General features: G+C 37.4%; 17 protein-coding genes. 9 read left to right on the top strand and 8 right to left on the bottom strand.

Going from position 1 to position 15095, the window contains the following annotated elements:
* Positions 1-20 precede the first annotated feature (20 nt).
* Positions 21-680: a hypothetical protein gene (locus ABMA76_RS05505; protein WP_392908272.1), complete on the bottom strand. Its 660-nt coding sequence runs from the start codon at positions 678-680 to the stop codon at positions 21-23.
* A 263-nt stretch (positions 681-943) separates the two neighbouring features.
* Here ABMA76_RS05505 and ABMA76_RS05500 point away from each other — a divergent pair, with 263 nt between their 5' ends.
* Entirely contained in the window at positions 944-1456 is a 513-nt protein-coding gene (locus ABMA76_RS05500) for a hypothetical protein (protein WP_392908275.1), read from the top strand.
* 19 nt (positions 1457-1475) lie between these two features.
* Here the strand turns inward: ABMA76_RS05500 and lysS are convergent, their stop codons facing one another.
* A complete protein-coding gene (lysS, locus tag ABMA76_RS05495) occupies positions 1476-3053 on the bottom strand; it encodes a lysine--tRNA ligase (protein ID WP_392908277.1) in 1578 nt (525 codons plus the stop codon).
* 115 nt (positions 3054-3168) lie between these two features.
* Here lysS and ABMA76_RS05490 point away from each other — a divergent pair, with 115 nt between their 5' ends.
* On the top strand, positions 3169-3390 hold the full coding sequence (locus ABMA76_RS05490; RefSeq protein WP_393061083.1) for a hypothetical protein: 222 nt from the start codon (positions 3169-3171) through the stop codon (positions 3388-3390).
* An 84-nt stretch (positions 3391-3474) separates the two neighbouring features.
* Positions 3475-4185 (top strand): hypothetical protein, encoded by a 711-nt coding sequence (locus tag ABMA76_RS05485; protein WP_393061081.1) that lies wholly within the window; start codon positions 3475-3477, stop codon positions 4183-4185.
* 65 nt (positions 4186-4250) lie between these two features.
* On the opposite strand, the gene ABMA76_RS05480 is transcribed toward ABMA76_RS05485, so the two are convergent.
* Together ABMA76_RS05480 and ABMA76_RS05475 are read right to left on the bottom strand one after the other, a co-directional pair.
* Entirely contained in the window at positions 4251-4583 is a 333-nt protein-coding gene (locus ABMA76_RS05480; protein ID WP_392908283.1) for a hypothetical protein, read from the bottom strand.
* Positions 4584-4729: 146 nt separating this feature from the next.
* Positions 4730-4939, bottom strand: a complete 210-nt coding sequence (locus ABMA76_RS05475) for a hypothetical protein (protein ID WP_392908285.1) — start codon at positions 4937-4939, stop codon at positions 4730-4732.
* 166 nt (positions 4940-5105) lie between these two features.
* Between ABMA76_RS05475 and ABMA76_RS05470 the strand changes: the two genes are divergently transcribed.
* Complete coding sequence (locus ABMA76_RS05470; RefSeq protein WP_392908286.1) at positions 5106-6629, top strand: alanine/glycine:cation symporter family protein; 1524 nt, start codon at positions 5106-5108, stop codon at positions 6627-6629.
* 43 nt (positions 6630-6672) lie between these two features.
* On the opposite strand, the gene ABMA76_RS05465 is transcribed toward ABMA76_RS05470, so the two are convergent.
* The gene (locus ABMA76_RS05465; RefSeq protein WP_393061079.1) at positions 6673-7857 is read right to left on the bottom strand and encodes an exo-beta-N-acetylmuramidase NamZ domain-containing protein; all 1185 of its coding nucleotides are present in this window, start codon (positions 7855-7857) and stop codon (positions 6673-6675) included.
* A 134-nt stretch (positions 7858-7991) separates the two neighbouring features.
* Between ABMA76_RS05465 and ABMA76_RS05460 the strand changes: the two genes are divergently transcribed.
* Both ABMA76_RS05460 and ABMA76_RS05455 read left to right on the top strand, forming a co-directional pair.
* Positions 7992-8789 carry a thymidylate synthase gene (locus tag ABMA76_RS05460; protein ID WP_392908289.1) on the top strand — a complete coding sequence of 266 codons (798 nt, stop codon included), beginning with the start codon at positions 7992-7994 and terminating at the stop codon, positions 8787-8789.
* Between the two features lie 8 nt (positions 8790-8797).
* Positions 8798-9274, top strand: coding sequence for a dihydrofolate reductase (locus tag ABMA76_RS05455; protein ID WP_392908292.1), 477 nt, complete (start codon positions 8798-8800; stop codon positions 9272-9274).
* A gap of 1 nt (position 9275) precedes the next feature.
* Here ABMA76_RS05455 and ABMA76_RS05450 read toward each other — a convergent pair whose 3' ends face one another.
* Both ABMA76_RS05450 and ABMA76_RS05445 read right to left on the bottom strand, forming a co-directional pair.
* The gene (locus tag ABMA76_RS05450; RefSeq protein WP_392957678.1) at positions 9276-10895 is read right to left on the bottom strand and encodes a YiiX/YebB-like N1pC/P60 family cysteine hydrolase; all 1620 of its coding nucleotides are present in this window, start codon (positions 10893-10895) and stop codon (positions 9276-9278) included.
* Between the two features lie 95 nt (positions 10896-10990).
* Positions 10991-11566 (bottom strand): Maf family protein, encoded by a 576-nt coding sequence (locus tag ABMA76_RS05445; RefSeq protein ID WP_392908298.1) that lies wholly within the window; start codon positions 11564-11566, stop codon positions 10991-10993.
* A gap of 93 nt (positions 11567-11659) precedes the next feature.
* Here ABMA76_RS05445 and ABMA76_RS05440 point away from each other — a divergent pair, with 93 nt between their 5' ends.
* The 3 genes from ABMA76_RS05440 (at position 11660) to ABMA76_RS05430 (ending at position 14358) form a co-directional block, all read left to right on the top strand.
* Positions 11660-12514 carry a methyltransferase domain-containing protein gene (locus tag ABMA76_RS05440; RefSeq protein ID WP_392908300.1) on the top strand — a complete coding sequence of 285 codons (855 nt, stop codon included), beginning with the start codon at positions 11660-11662 and terminating at the stop codon, positions 12512-12514.
* A 93-nt stretch (positions 12515-12607) separates the two neighbouring features.
* Positions 12608-14041: a DUF4105 domain-containing protein gene (locus ABMA76_RS05435; RefSeq protein WP_393061077.1), complete on the top strand. Its 1434-nt coding sequence runs from the start codon at positions 12608-12610 to the stop codon at positions 14039-14041.
* On the top strand, positions 14038-14358 hold the full coding sequence (locus tag ABMA76_RS05430) for a hypothetical protein (protein ID WP_392908304.1): 321 nt from the start codon (positions 14038-14040) through the stop codon (positions 14356-14358). Before ABMA76_RS05435 ends, ABMA76_RS05430 begins: the two co-directional genes overlap by 4 nt.
* A gap of 26 nt (positions 14359-14384) precedes the next feature.
* On the opposite strand, the gene ABMA76_RS05425 is transcribed toward ABMA76_RS05430, so the two are convergent.
* Positions 14385-15047, bottom strand: coding sequence for a hypothetical protein (locus tag ABMA76_RS05425; protein WP_392908306.1), 663 nt, complete (start codon positions 15045-15047; stop codon positions 14385-14387).
* Between the last annotated feature and the right edge of the window lie 48 nt (positions 15048-15095).

Genomic DNA, 15095 nt, shown 5'->3' with positions numbered 1-15095 from the left:
ATTTATTGAAATATTATTGATTAGTATCTTCTCATACAAGTGTCACGACGGTGGCTATATCTTGCGTCCATCGAACAGTCACTTGTAGCTTTTTGACATGCACGACTTTCTGCTTCATATGCTGTTGGCGCTGTAGCACTTGAAGTGTAAGTTTGAACAACTCGCCCTGAGATTGTTCCATTTGCAATTCTATCCACAGTACAAAATCTTGTCACTGTTGGGTTTGGTCTTGGTGGCCTAGAACCTCCACGAACTTTCTCACAAGAGAATTTCCATGGGTTTTGCTTTGTGTATCTTGCATCAAAACACTTATCATCTGCTTTACGACAAGCATGGTGCTCGTTATTTGCTTGAGCTGTAAATGTATTAACAACTCTGCCATTTTGTGTATTAACTAGATTAAATGAACAAACTTCTTTTCTTTGGTGTGGTGGTGGTACTGGCCTTCTTGAAGTAACTGTACATGTTGCACGAGCGACAACGCGGTCATATGACCTTCTGTCTTGTTCGCGTGTACATTGCCTTAGGGCCTGGCGACAAGCAGCTTCAAAGTTGTAATCATACGATGAGAATTTATCAATTGAGCGTCCATTTCTGGCAACCATATCAACATGACAAGTCTCGGCCATGGCCATTGCAGATGTAACTAATAAAGCAGCAGCAACTAAAAATTTTTTCATAAATAAAACCCCTCTCGTTTCTTTTATTTTGTTAATTTAGTTTTATGAACAAAGAACAAGAGTGACAATTTCAATAATTTAGCGGGCCAGAAATTAGGCCGAATGTAAGAAATTCTAAGAATTTTCACAAAAAATGACATTTTAAACTTGTACATTTTACAAAAATACCCTGATTTTGGGCCCCTAATGTCACTATTTTGCCGATTATGATCAATATTTAAAATTTATTCACACTTACTTTTGGCACCGCCGATCATTTATCTATGGAAATGAGCTTCTTTGATCGAGTTAAAATTCACGCCTTAAGCAATGAGTACGTTAACCTAAGAACAGTAGGACAGCAGGTGTACTGCAATGATCAGTTGATTTGTAGTCCAACGACTTGGGATCGTAAGCTTTTGCGTCACTCTTATGCCCTTTATGGTGTAATCAAAAGGGAAGTGATGCAAATTCGCTTTCACTTGGCCGGTGATGTTATTTTAGAGTCAAAAATTTTTAAGGGGACTTCGCAAAGCGTTTCTGATTATAAGACTATTATGAACGCAATGCTGGAGCTTGAGTCTCAAGCGCGAAAGTGTGGCCTAGAGATAATTAAGGCCGAAATTGGCCATACTCATCTAAGTTCATGTCATATCGATAAGAATAAGTTTAAGCTTTGTTTATTATCTAAGAGTGATCTCGAGGTTGCGAGACGTTTGAAACAATTTAGGGATTATCCGATTGAAATAAAGGCCATCGCAAAGGATGGCCTAGTATTTAAAAAAGTTTTTAAATAACTCTTTAAGTAAGCTTTGATTACTTTAGAAGCTTAATGACACGTTCCTTACCAATTGTGCGGATAAACCCTGCAAGCTTTGGCCCTTTTTCACGTGAAATTAATTTTTGATAAATTGGTGCAAAAATATCTGCAGGCTTAAGTTCTAGCTCGTGCATAATTTCATACATCTTATCATTGAACTCTTTGTCATCTGCAATTGAGTCCCACTCTGATTCACAAAGAGCAACTAGCTTATCAAGGTATGTACGCACACTTTCCTCAAGAGGCATATCAACTGCTTCTTTATTGATAGCAAATTTAAATTCTTCTGGAGCATTTTCTTGTAGCCAGTGAAGAGCACAAGCACTTCTTTCTCTAAAGCGTCTTTCGTCTCTGTCATTTTTAATTTGGTCAGCATAGAAAGCACGAGCGGCCTCAATGTCACCATCATTAATTTGAAGAACGTTACAAAGGTGTCTAAAAGATGGTTGGAATGGACACTCTGCTGGATGCTCTCCAATTTGTGATAATTCAAGAACTCTCTTTGCCATGGCAACTTTCTTTTCGTTACCTTGCTCAAGCCCATAAGCTAGACGTTCTTGACGATCATAATCTTCATAAGTCTTAAGAACATCAAGATCAAATGAGATCGCAAAGTCGACATTTGTCTTATAAGAAGCAAAAATCCAACGAACCATTTCTGGCTCATATACTTTTAGGATATCATTTACAGTAACAAGGTTACCTTTTGAAGAACTCATCTTCCCACCAAGGCCTTTAATCGATACGAAATCGTACTGAAGATAAATTGGCGCTTCCCAGTCAAAGATTTTTACAATGTCTTTTGCTGTTGTAAAAGATCCACCTTGAGAAGAGTGATCCTTTCCACCTGGTTCAAAATCAACTTTTTCAAATGCCCAACGCATTGGCCAGTCAACTCGCCAAGGAAGCTTTACAAGGCTTGTTGTATTAATATCGATTTCACCTTCATAGTCATGCTCATTATGCTTGTAGCGTAACTTGCTTTCTCCATCCCATGAAAGAATTGTCGTCTTATCAGTCTTATACTTTTCACAGTAAACAGATACAGGATAGTAGTCATCACCATATGGTTCTTTTCTGTACTGGTTTAGAATATCGCGAATTTCAAATCTCTTATTAAGAGCAAGTTTAATCTGTTCCTTATAATCACCAGCGCGATATTTCTTTGCTTGATAGATAGGCTCAACGTCAACACCAACTTTTCTAAGTTGTTCTTCAAAGTTGTGCTCGTGGTGAGCAGCATAACTATCATGTTCTCCAAATGGATCTGGAGTATCTACGATTGGTTGAAATAGGTACTGAGCTAATTCGTCTTGTTTAGGAAGGTTTGCTGGAATTTTTCTGAATGTGTCGTAATCATCCCATGAAAAGATGAAGCGAACATTCTTACCGCGAGCGCGTAATCCACGTGCTACAAGGTCAGTTGTGATTACTTCTCTAAAGTTTCCAAAGTGAACAACTCCTGAAGGAGTGATCCCACTGGCAACAACGTAGTCGTCTTTGTCGCCGTGTTGGCGGATGATGCGATCTGCCGTCATATCGGCCCAGTGAACAAGATTTAATTTTTGTGTCATATGATACCTACTGCTTAAACTATATAAATCGAAATTGCTCACACTATAACAAAATAATTTCACGTAGTTAAGATTTTTAATGATATTTTGGCCACTTTTATGCTAGATTTTAAGCATGTTTGCAGCATTAATTAAGGCCGCCATTTTCTATTTTATCTTTATCCAGATAAGAAAGTTTCTTCGAAACTCTGGTGTACTCACAGGTTCTAAGCCTTCGCCCCAAAAATATCAACAATATGATCATTCGGCGCACCGTTCGAATCATCAGTCTCAGCAAGGGTCAAACTCATCAAATGATAAAGATGTGATCGAAGCTGATTATCGTGTTATTGATTAATTAATTGTAAGAAATTAACAGAACCCAATTTGCTTTTTTTGTTAAAATCAGAGTTAAGTATTATATTTTTTATTGGAGTTTCTCATGCTTAACAAAATCGGTTCAGGCTTTCTGTGGCCTATCTTGATTGCTCTTATATTCTCTTCTTGTGACGACTATGGAGAAGCTGGAGATAGTGATCGCGGTGTTATTCGCGCTGGACAGGCCTTAGAAATTACAAATACTCTACTAACTGATATTAGCTTAACTCGTCTAACTAAAATGTGTGAAGCTCTTGAAGAGTATCACGATAATATTTTAAGAAGTCGTTTTTCAGAAGATTTTATCTTTTCTCGTCGTCAAAAAGTTTACGGTGACCCAACTGTTAGAGATATTTCTAATATTGGTGTCTATATTGACGTTCCTAATGATTATCAGACAACTCCTGTCTTTAAAGGGACAAGGGGAGTCGTTAAGAATTTTATTACTCAAATCCCAACTGAGAATAATCTCTATATGGCCTCTTTGTGTGACTATACATTAAATAATGTTGGCCCAGCTCCGAAGGTACAAGAATTAGTTGGATCTCGTTACTATGTTTATAATGTTGTGTCTGACGATCGTTTGAACGTTGGGATTTATACTAAGCATAATGATTCAAAATACTATTTATATCGTTCATACCAGTATCGCTTTGATATCAATAAGGCCTCTCGCTACTACGGAATGGCCATTGAGCAGAGTGAGATTTTCATTAGCGATCACTCTGGTAAGGACTATAAATTAATCTATCAAAAATTTCTTAGAGCTGATTAAATAAAAAGACCGAGTTTAGCTCGGTCTTTTTTGTCTTCTTATTTTATATTCATTGGGGGGAGGGGTTATCTCATCTCGATTAAATCTTGATGGATATATTCAATATCTTCTTCTAACGCTTTTAAGTATTCCGGTGAAATTTCACTAGGGAAGTCATTTAGATGAGTAAGTTCATCTGCCATGTTATGCAATTCATTAGCATAATCTTGGCCAGCAATATCTCTCATCTTTGCATATTCAAAGATTGCTAAATTCAGCTTCTTAGTCATTTCTTTTAATTTTTGGTCCTGCTGTAGCATTTGCGGGATATTATTAATTGATCTCTCATCATCTCCACTTAGTGGGATGGCCGCAAAGGCCTGAGTTGAAATGAATAGTGCAAGAAGTAGTGCTTTCATATTTTCATTTTAGCACTTTCATTAATGACATTCTTTAATTGGTGTAAGGCTTACAAGGGTGTATTAGTGATTGACAGGTTATCAGTTTCGCAGATTCCTGTCAGTGTTTCTCATAACTTAACAGGAAATCTGCACTGATAATAAGCTTATAGTCCTAGACGAGCATTCACTTCTTTTTCGTCTGCTTGGCCAGCTTCAATTGAATTCTTGATGACCATTAGGGCCTGTTGGCTAAGAAATCTCTTATCTGCTGTTGCAACAGAAAGGTCGATATGTTTTTGATTATCAATTGTTGAATACTTCACAAGTGGTTTTACAATTTCAATCGCTTCATCAAGCGTTGGTAACTTACTCACTTTTTACTCCTTTTATATCTTTAATAGAGATAAGAATACACGATTTTAATAGGCCAGAAAATAAAAAAGGTGACAAGTTCAATTAAGTTTCTATAAAATTTACTGTAAGACAATAAAAAACACATACAAATTTTGAGAGAGTAGAACTAAAACAAAGGATTGTTTAATGATTAAAATCGCAATGTCACGAGCGATGATGGGGCTCATTTTCTCTATCATCGGCCTAAGTACTTATGCTCAGGGTTATGGTCAAACGGAAATTGATCTACAAGAGCGAATTAACGAATTCTTTGGCATAATTAATGGAAAATACTTTCCAGTCTTATTCTGGGAAATTCCTTTTATCCAAATGCCACTAATATTATTTGTCATGGTTTTTGGTGGCCTCTTTTTTACGATTCGAATGGGATTTATCAATGTGCGACTGTTTAAACACGCTATTGATGTTATTCGTGGAAAATATGATAACCCAGAAGATGAGGGTGATATCACTCACTTCCAGGCCCTAACCTCTGCACTCTCTGCAACAGTTGGTCTTGGTAATATTGCAGGTGTGGCCTTAGCTATTGGTAAAGGTGGCCCAGGAGTTGTTCTTTGGTTATGGATCATCGCCTTCTTTGGAATGTCGATGAAATTTGCCTCATCAACATTTGGTCAAATGTTTAAACACAAAACTTCTAGTGGTGACATGTTAGGTGGGCCAATGGTTTACCTTACTCAAATGTTTAAGCTTACGAAATTTGCTTGGATTGGAAAGTTTCTTGGTATCTTCTATGCTGTTATGACTATTGGTGCTTCATTTGGTGGAGGAAACCTTTTCCAAGCAAACCAAACTTTTAAAATTATTGCGGATCAACATCCAGATGCTTCACCATGGGTTGTTGGAATTGTTCTAGCTTTCTTGGCCGGTGTTGTTCTAGTAGGTGGTATTAAAAAAATCGGTAATGTAACTTCAAAGCTAGTACCGATTATGTGTGCTTTCTATGTTTTTACATGTCTGGCAATTATTCTATCTAATTATCACAATATTCCACATATGTTCTCTTTGATCTTTAAAGAGGCCATGACTCCTGATGCGGCCTTTGGTGGTGCCTTTGCCGTAATGCTTGTTGGGATTCAAAGAGCGTCATTCTCGAATGAGGCCGGACTTGGTTCTGCTGCCATTGCTCACTCTGCTGCTAAAACTAATGAGCCAGTAAGAGAGGGTGTTGTTGCTATGGTTGGTCCTGTTATTGATACTCATATTGTTTGTACAATTACGGCACTAACACTTCTTGTAACAGGAGCTTATGAGAATCCAGCTGTTGCTGGTAAGGGAGTTGAGATGACTGCTTATGCATTTTCAACTCTTGGGGACTGGGCACCATATTGTTTACTGATGGCAATTTGTGTCTTTGCATACTCAACAGTTATCTCATGGTCTTATTATGGAGAAAGAGCGACGTTATTTCTATTTGAAAAATCGATTGGATTTAAAAGTGTGAAGATGTATCGTCTTTGTTATGTCTTTATTATTATCTTAGGGCCTGTTCTTAAAATTGGTCATGTTCTAGACTTCGCAGACTTAATGCTACTTTCAATTGCTTTCCCTAATATTATTGGGATGGTTTGTTTTTCTAATTTACTTAAAGCAAAAGTGAATGATTATCTATCACGCTTTAATTCAGGACAAATGAAAACTTATAACTAGATATGAAATGGCCCGATTATTTAATTTGAATCGGGCCTTTGTTTTATTTGTAAATTTTAATTGATTCGATTTCTTTTAGGTATTCCGCATGGCCTCTCGTTTCAAATTCTCGTAGCTCACTCATGCTCCCAAGTCGATTGACCCAGTCTTTTACAAATTCCGTTCCGTTAATAAGATCGATGGCAAGCTTGCCAAAAGCGTACTCATAATCCTTTGCATCCCACTCAAATTTGTCACCTAAGGCACGCTTGAACTCGCGACACAGATACTGAGAGACTTGCCAAGAGTTAAACTCTTTTTCATTTGTGACGTGAATATGAACACCACCGCAGGCACTTCCAGCATGCTTATTGAAGGTTGGCATGAAGTTAACTGGACGTAAAATGAAGCTTCCATTATCGATTTCTTTCAGTGTTTCCTTTAATGAGTCGACAAATGAGTAGGCTTCAATTGCTGGGTGACCTATGACTTCAAGGGAGCGAGTTGTTCCTCGGCCTTCACTTAAGTTTGTTCCTTCATAAAGGACGGTACCACAAAACGTTAGTGAGCCCTCTGGTGTCGGAAGGTTTGGTGATGGGTTAACCCAAGAAAGCTGCGTGTCTTTCCAATGCATTGATCTGGTTAGACCTTGAACTTCAATGACTTCAAGCTCAACATCAAATCCTAATTTCTTCTTTGCAAACTTTGCGTATTCACCCATAGAAAGGCCATGTCGCTGAGGAATTTCAAGTGCACCAACAAAAGACTTAAACTCTGTCTCTAGAATATTACCTTCAATCTTTTCTAATCCTACTGGATTTGGTCGATCGAGAATAACGACCTTAATTCCTTCTTTTGCACATTCTTCTAAAAGATAAGTAACCGTTGTGATATATGTATAAACGCGAGTCCCTACATCTTGAAGATCAACAACAAATGTATCGATACCTTCAAGCATTTCTTTAGTAGGCTTTCTAGTTTCACTATAAAGTGAGTAAACAGGCACGCCAAAGAATGGGTGAGTGTAGTGGTTGGTCTCAACCATATTATCTTGTACATCACTGACAAATCCATGTTGTGGCCCAAAGAGTTTCTTGAATCGATCTCCAAAAATTTCCTTGAAAATAATTGGGGCGACCTTAAATTGTGAATCAACGCTAGCACTGTGACACAAAAGTGCGATATTTCCTGTTATTTTATTTTGTAAAGTTGCGTCATCTCTTAGACGCTCTAGTCCAATTTTTATCATAATTAATTCCCTTATTTGTCATATTTTATGGGCCTTTTTGACGAGTTGCAAGCTATTAAAATTGTACTAAATTCTGTATAATTAACTTTAGACAAAACACACCAAAATACACACAAACCTAGGGAGACACACGGATGAGACAATACTTAGATCTAATGAGACACGTGCTTGAAAATGGTCAGAAAAAAGAAGACCGTACAGGAACAGGAACGATTTCTGTTTTTGGTTACCAAGCTCGCTATAATTTAGAAGATGGCTTTCCATTAGTGACAACTAAGAAGTGTCACCTTCGCTCAATCATTCACGAATTACTTTGGTTTCTTAAAGGTGATACAAATATTGCATACCTTAAAGAGAATAAAGTACGTATCTGGGATGAATGGGCCGATGAGAACGGTGATCTCGGTCCTGTTTATGGATATCAATGGCGTCACTGGAAAACTCCAAGTGGAGCAGAGGTTGATCAAGTTGCAAACCTTGTAAAAGGTTTAAAAGAAAATCCATTCTCTCGTCGCCATATTTTAACGGCGTGGAATCCGGCAGATGTTGATAATATGGCCTTACCACCATGTCACTCTTTCATTCAATTCTATGTTTCACCTGATATGAAATTGTCTTGTCAGCTCTATCAAAGATCTGCTGATATCTTCTTAGGTGTTCCATTTAATATTGCTTCATATGCACTTATGACAATGATGCTCGCTCAAGTATGTGATTTAAAGCTAGGCGATTTTGTCCACACAATGGGGGATGCTCACCTTTATTTAAATCATATCGAACAGGCACAGCTTCAGCTGACTCGTGAGCCACATGCACTACCGACAATGAAGATTAATCCTGAAGTTAAGTCGATATTTGATTTTAAATATGAAGATTTTACTTTAGAAAATTATGAGGCCCATCCACATATTAAAGGTGAGGTATCAGTTTGATTCTCTCTTTGATTGTTGGAATAGGAAAGAATCGCGAAATAGGAAAGGGCAATGATCTGCTTTGGCATATTAGCGAAGACCTCAAAAATTTCAAAAAGATAACAAGTGGTAAGCCGATTATCATGGGACGAAAGACCTATGATTCGATCGGCAGGCCACTGCCTAAGAGACGCAATATCGTTATCTCTCGTGATCCTTCGCTTAAAATTGAAGGTTGTGATGTCTTCACTGACCCTGAAATGGTTTTAAATGAACTTAAGGAGTCCAACGTCGAAGAGGCCGTTGTTATTGGTGGCTCTTATATTTATGAGTATTACCTTCCTAAGGCCGATCGTATTTATCTTACTGAAGTTGAATTTGAAGGTGAGGCCGATGTCTTCTTTCCTGAATTTGACCGAAGTGAATTTAGAGTAAGTGATGAGGCATTCTTTGAAGAAACAGAGAATTCCCCAGCTTGGAAATTCTCCGTTTTAAATCGATTATAATCTATTTGATTAATGTACTATCTTTCATAAGTTGAGCAAAGTTCTCATTGAGATTCTTTGCTACTTCTTTACCGTCATGAATAAGTAGGACTGTTGTAAACGATTTATCATCTCCAACTTTTTCACCGACATTATCTGGTGAAATCGTGTAGCGTCCGGCCGCTTTAGCTATTGGCCACTCCATATCATCAAATGTTACGTAAGCAAGTTCCGAGCAAACGATTCTCTCATCTGTTTCAACGTCAAAGTTAAAATCATAGACCTTACCAATTTGTTTAAAGGCATTGATTAGGTAATCTTGTTTTTGTTCGCGAGTAAGTTCTCTTTGGTAGCGAACTGCTGCAAGATCATCAATATCCATAAAGTGGTGAAGGGTGTTGTATTGAACGCCTGGCCTTAAGGCCTCAATGATTCTCTTTCCTTTATTTTCGATCTCATCATGAAATGGCACAACTTCTGGATGGTCCCAAATACCTAACTCTTGTAATTGGGCCTTATTTCCTGTCCAGATCGCTACGTGTCCCCAGTGGCCTGGAATAAATTTATCCGTCAGCCTAAATGGTGTCTTTTCTAATAAAATATCAAGAGGCTCAAGTTGTGATTCTAACTCTTGTACTCTCTCAAGCGATGGATCATAAAGTTTTCCTCGTCTTGTTTGAACAAGCCCTGCTGTGTTGCCAAATCCTTTAGAGACAACGTGAGTAACGTTATTCTTACTTTCTTTGAAGTAGTCACCAATGTAGCGCCAGATCATTGAGAGTTTACGTCCAAAGATACCTCTCTTAAATTCCTTGTTTAACTTCTCAAAACTTTGAGATGATTGAATTAATGAATCGAGATAGTAATTTGCACGATCTGTGACAATTTTATTTTCATCATTGAACTTTAGGAGGTCATGGTACAAGGCAAGTCCTCGTTCAATACGATTGTAATTATCATATTTATTATAACTAAATGTAATTTTTGCGAGTTGGTTTTTTAGTTCTGCATTATCGTAGTTGATGAGGTGGCGAATCTTTTTCATCTCTTGGATTTGGGAAAGTACAATCATGTAATTGTCGTACATAACAAGTGATGTCGCGATGGCCATTTTCATATCATAGATTAATGCCTTCCCAAGTTCATCTGTAGGATTAATGGTAATTTCTTTGTATTTCACCCAACGATAATTTTGCGAATCATTCTTTTTTGGTGGCCCTGGCCTTTTAACTTTTTTCTTTTTCTTTAAAATTTCGGAAGGGCGGTCCGTTACAATATTAATTTCATTATATTTGTCGACAACCCACTTTGTCTCTTCAACTTTTGGCCATACAGAGTCTCTAAAATGCTTATAGGTCTCAGTTCCTTCTTCATGCATTGTAGTGATCTGATTACTTTTAAGAACCTTTTGCTCTTGAATATCGATGATAAAGTCGATGGCCTTGTGTCGCCATACGAGAATTTCTTCAATTCTATTTTGATAATTTTCTAATTCTTCATGATCATAATAGGTTTCAACTTCTGGGCCGTAGAGGCTAACAGAGGAGATCTTCCTATTATTGATATTCGCATAGTCTTTGGTACAGCTTGAAACAAATAAGCTGGTTGCCATTACGACAACTATAGCGCTTTTTCTTATCATGATAACTCCCTCACATTCATAGATATCGATTATTTATCGGCATGATTAGGGGAGTTATTTAGTCTGATACTTGAAAACTCTGTTTTTTCAGTAGTTTATAGTACTTTTATTCCAAATTCTTCCAAAATTTTTGAAAGTGAGATAAGTGGAAGTCCGATAATCGATGAGTGATCTGGACATTCGACTGTATCAAAAAGAGCGATTCCTAGTGTCTCTAACTTATAGGCACCACAACTCCATAGAGGCTCATCGATTTCAATATAGCGCTTGATTTGTTCGTCACTAAGTTCTTTCATTGTCATTTTTGAAACAACGGTTTCAATAACTTGCTTATCCTTTGAGATAACAGCAATACTTGTAATTAGCTCATGGGTTTTACCTTGAAGGCGTTTTAGGTGGTTAAAGGCATTTTCTGGGGTTTCTGGCTTGTTAAAGATTTCACCGTTAAAGTTTAGAACTTGGTCGCCACCAATAATAATTGCATCCTGATTTGTTTTAAGTACTTCTTGGGCCTTTTGAAGAGAAAGTTCACGAGAGACTTCTAGTGGAGTAAGGCCCTGAGTTTTGATGGACTCTTCATCAATATTAGGAGAAATACATGTAAATTCTAGGCCTAGCTGTTTCAGTTGTGCTTGGCGAAATTGAGACGAACTTCCTAAGATTAAATGCATATTTTACTCCGTTAACGATTTAATCTAACTTAGCAAATCTATCACGCTTGGGCCATTCATGTTATACTTACTCAAACTTTATTGAGGTATTCTATGTCTGATAATAATGAAAAAAATAAGATTAAACCAAGTGAATTTCCATATCTGCATGGTTTTGATAAGGCCGAACAGGATCGTCTGCGCGCCCAGGCCCGTTTTGCAGAACAAACTGTTTATAAAGATGTGAATCTTTCAAGAGTAAAAGAATTAGTTGAGATCGGTAGTGGTGTTGGTGCCCAAACAGAAATTCTTCTTAGAAGGTTTCCTGATATGCATATCACTTGTGTTGATCGAAGCGAGCATCAACTTGCCTCGGCGCAAGAGTTCCTTGGAAGTACTTTAAATGGTGCCTTCAAGGATCGATTTGAACTTCATCAAATGGATGCGACAAATCTGACTTTTGACTCTAGGAAGTTTGATGGGGCCTTTCTCTGTTGGATTCTTGAGCACGTACCTGAGCCAGCTAAGGTTTTATCAGAAGCTAGGCGAGTTTTAAGACCTGGTGGACGTATTTATATTACGGAAGTTATGAATTCAAGTTTCTTACTTGATCCATACTCACCTAATACTTGGAAATATTGGCAGGCCTTTAACGACTACCAATATGATATGGGTGGAGATCCTTTCATCGGTGCAAAGCTTGGTAATCTTCTGATGCAACAAGGTTTTAGAAATATTAAGGTTGAGTCGAAAACATGGCACCTTGATAATCGTCGCCCCGATAAGAGAAAGGAATTTATTGATTATTGGTGTGAGCTGCTCTTATCTGCCGCTCCTCAACTTGTAAAAGAAGGCCGTGTGGACCAGCAGACTGTAGACGAAATGAAGGTAGAGCTTAAGAAGGTCTCAAATGACCCTAATGCTGTTTTCTACTATAGTTTTGTTCAGGCCAGTGCCAACGCTAATTAATTCAATGCTTTATGGCCCGTCTATTCTGTAGACGGCCATAACATTCTTTCATTTTTAAACTAGCTACCCTTTATTTACTGTATTCATATTAATATGAAGTTATTATCTAGTGTTAAATTAATCACTGCCTTGATCCTATGCCTGATGGCCAGTAGTGCACTAGCTAATGAATTGAATTTTAGAATTCTAAATAAAGACCAACGATCTCAATTTCTCTCTCTTACCAATTGGAAGAAGTATATTCGTCATCTCCACTATGATGACTCGAGAAGACGTCAGATCGTTTATAAGTCTCAGAAGCTTGAAACAAATTTTAAAAATCCAAGTGAAGAATTCGATCACTATGTTACTCGCTTTTATAACGATGCTAATTTTAGATGTGATGAATTTACAATTTATGAATTCATGGCAGAAGTGGCCGGCTTTAGACCTAGTGCAAATAAATGTGATAATTATTTTTCAACTTTTATCTTCCAAAAAACTGGTTTAGTAGATATTGGCTTTTATAAAAATCGTATCATAAAACTTTCATATTTGATGGCATCTAAAGGTGAAAGTGCCATGAGCCGCTTTGGCCACAGTATGTTCTATGTAGCTGCTTGTAAGGTCGATAAAGAGAAATGTCCTGTAAGGCAACAAGTCGAGTTTGTTCTAGGAGTAGCGGCCGATGTTGATGACTTATCTCCTGGCCTTTTCAAAGGGATCTTTGGCGGTTATGCTGCAAAGATAGATTTCATGAGTCTTTCTCAGGTTAAGCAAAAATATAATTATGAAGAACTTAGAGATCTTTATCAATACGATATAAAAGTAACAGACAATAGTAAGAGGAGATTTATTTCCCATGCTCTTAACTTATATAAGAGCAAAGATATGGGACGTTATAAATTCTTTTCAGCAAACTGTGCAACGGAATCTTATAAGCTCATTAGAGCAGCTTTTGGGCATAAGAGACTACGATCAAATATTTCAACGCCAAAAGGTCTTTTAGAAGAATTGCAAGACAATGGATATATAAGCACTAAAAGGACTCGTACTTTTAAAGAAAAATCAAAGAAGGTTTTAAATAGCCTTGCATTAGTTAAGGTTGAAAGTTTTGAAGATTACCTTTCGCTTGCGCCAAGTACAAGGGCCGCCAACGCCCAGATGTATCATCATCAACATTCTCGACAAGATACAAAGGATACTTCTGTGTTACATGCATTTGTTTTTCTTGAAACAATGGCCTTTTCTACAGAAAATACGAATTTACTTCAGCTTGCTTCAAAAAATGAACATGCAGATATTGCTAATGAATTTGAAGCTCTAGCTAGCGAGTATAAGAATTGGTACCGACAGAGCAATTTACTTTTAAGAGAAGGAAAGAAGCCTAAGGCAAATGATATCACAAATAGAATTGACCAATTCTATCGTGATCACTTTATGGAAAAAATTGAGAAAATTAATGCAGTCGCTATGAATATAAGAACGACGAAAGAACTTATAAGAGATATCAATAAACGAAATCGTTTAGAAAAGGAGAGTTTATGAAAAATATTGCACTAATTGTTTTAACAATTCTAAGTCTTAATGCACATGCAGAAGGTATGTCTGAAGGTGAACTATCTACGATTCTTACAATCTCACCATTTGTGACAACTACTGAGGCCATCACTGATGCTTTCACGACGGATGAGTTTGAAGAAGCAGGTCAAATCATTGCAGATGGAGTCGTGACTGAAGAAGAACGTCAAGAGATGTCGATTGAGCTTAAAGGAAGACTAGAGGAATGTATTGAGTCAGATGGAGCTGAATTTGAATCACCGGAGGCTGACTGCCTAAAACTTCTTGCAAGTTACGATTACTAATTAGCTTTATATCTTGGGCCAGCTTCTTAGTTGGCCCAAATATAGCGTCTAACTTTCTTAATCCCTTCTTCTTGGAATCGATCCATTGCTTTAGAACTTGCTTCATTGATCAACTTAAGTAATGGGTAGTGCTCTTTTGTTTCTTCCTTATTTATTGCATAAGGAGGGCCAAAGTCACGAGGGCCATCATGATCCATTGTAATCAGGAGAGTCTTTGTTTCTTCTTGGATTAATCTCTTAATTGTAGGGTAGTACTTCTCTTCTCTCATGCAAACCGGAAGAGCAACATTTGAGGCCCTGTCGTATAGAAAGTCGATCTTTCCTAAGTCGTTAATTTCGAAAAAGTCTTTATTATGAACTTCGATCTTTCTATCTTTTGACGTATAGACACTATCAACTAAATTAAAATCAATTTCATTCTCTTTAAAGAACTGTTCAACAGGATCTTTTACAACTTCAACGCCAATAACTTTTGCGCCCTTATTTGCAAGATAGATCATATCAAGGGATTTTCCACATAGGGGAATTAGAACAGTTTTACGGTTAAGATCAAGATCATTAAAGTAGTCAATCATGGCCTGGTTATATTCACTTTGATGAAAACCTGTGAAGCCTTTGTCCCATCCTTCTTGCCAAAACTCAGAGTTATTTTCGATTTGATTTATTGTGATATCTTTTTGATCAGGCATGTGTTGTACCTTTGCACAGAGTTGGTCGACTCCGGCTCCTGCCTCTCG

It is taken from the genome of Halobacteriovorax sp. ZH5_bin.2, assembly GCF_043196375.1.
Lineage (GTDB): Bacteria > Bdellovibrionota > Bacteriovoracia > Bacteriovoracales > Bacteriovoracaceae > Halobacteriovorax_A.
The sequence above is the reverse complement of the archived record's forward strand: the minus strand, read 5'-3'. Positions and strand labels throughout refer to the sequence as shown.

Bases quoted from the DNA above. Each gene is read 5' to 3' on its own strand.
- lysS (WP_392908277.1), bottom strand. From the start codon at position 3,053: ATGACACAAAAATTAAATCTTGTTCACTGGGCCGATATGACGGCAGAT.
- ABMA76_RS05445 (WP_392908298.1), bottom strand. From the start codon at position 11,566: ATGCATTTAATCTTAGGAAGTTCGTCTCAATTTCGCCAAGCACAACTG.
- ABMA76_RS05450 (WP_392957678.1), bottom strand. From the start codon at position 10,895: ATGATAAGAAAAAGCGCTATAGTTGTCGTAATGGCAACCAGCTTATTT.
- ABMA76_RS05490 (WP_393061083.1), top strand. From the start codon at position 3,169: ATGTTTGCAGCATTAATTAAGGCCGCCATTTTCTATTTTATCTTTATC.
- ABMA76_RS05435 (WP_393061077.1), top strand. From the start codon at position 12,608: ATGAAGTTATTATCTAGTGTTAAATTAATCACTGCCTTGATCCTATGC.
- ABMA76_RS05430 (WP_392908304.1), top strand. From the start codon at position 14,038: ATGAAAAATATTGCACTAATTGTTTTAACAATTCTAAGTCTTAATGCA.
- ABMA76_RS05505 (WP_392908272.1), bottom strand. From the start codon at position 680: ATGAAAAAATTTTTAGTTGCTGCTGCTTTATTAGTTACATCTGCAATG.
- ABMA76_RS05460 (WP_392908289.1), top strand. From the start codon at position 7,992: ATGAGACAATACTTAGATCTAATGAGACACGTGCTTGAAAATGGTCAG.
- ABMA76_RS05485 (WP_393061081.1), top strand. From the start codon at position 3,475: ATGCTTAACAAAATCGGTTCAGGCTTTCTGTGGCCTATCTTGATTGCT.
- ABMA76_RS05470 (WP_392908286.1), top strand. From the start codon at position 5,106: ATGATTAAAATCGCAATGTCACGAGCGATGATGGGGCTCATTTTCTCT.
- ABMA76_RS05425 (WP_392908306.1), bottom strand. From the start codon at position 15,047: ATGCCTGATCAAAAAGATATCACAATAAATCAAATCGAAAATAACTCT.
- ABMA76_RS05480 (WP_392908283.1), bottom strand. From the start codon at position 4,583: ATGAAAGCACTACTTCTTGCACTATTCATTTCAACTCAGGCCTTTGCG.
- ABMA76_RS05465 (WP_393061079.1), bottom strand. From the start codon at position 7,857: ATGATAAAAATTGGACTAGAGCGTCTAAGAGATGACGCAACTTTACAA.
- ABMA76_RS05440 (WP_392908300.1), top strand. From the start codon at position 11,660: ATGTCTGATAATAATGAAAAAAATAAGATTAAACCAAGTGAATTTCCA.
- ABMA76_RS05500 (WP_392908275.1), top strand. From the start codon at position 944: ATGGAAATGAGCTTCTTTGATCGAGTTAAAATTCACGCCTTAAGCAAT.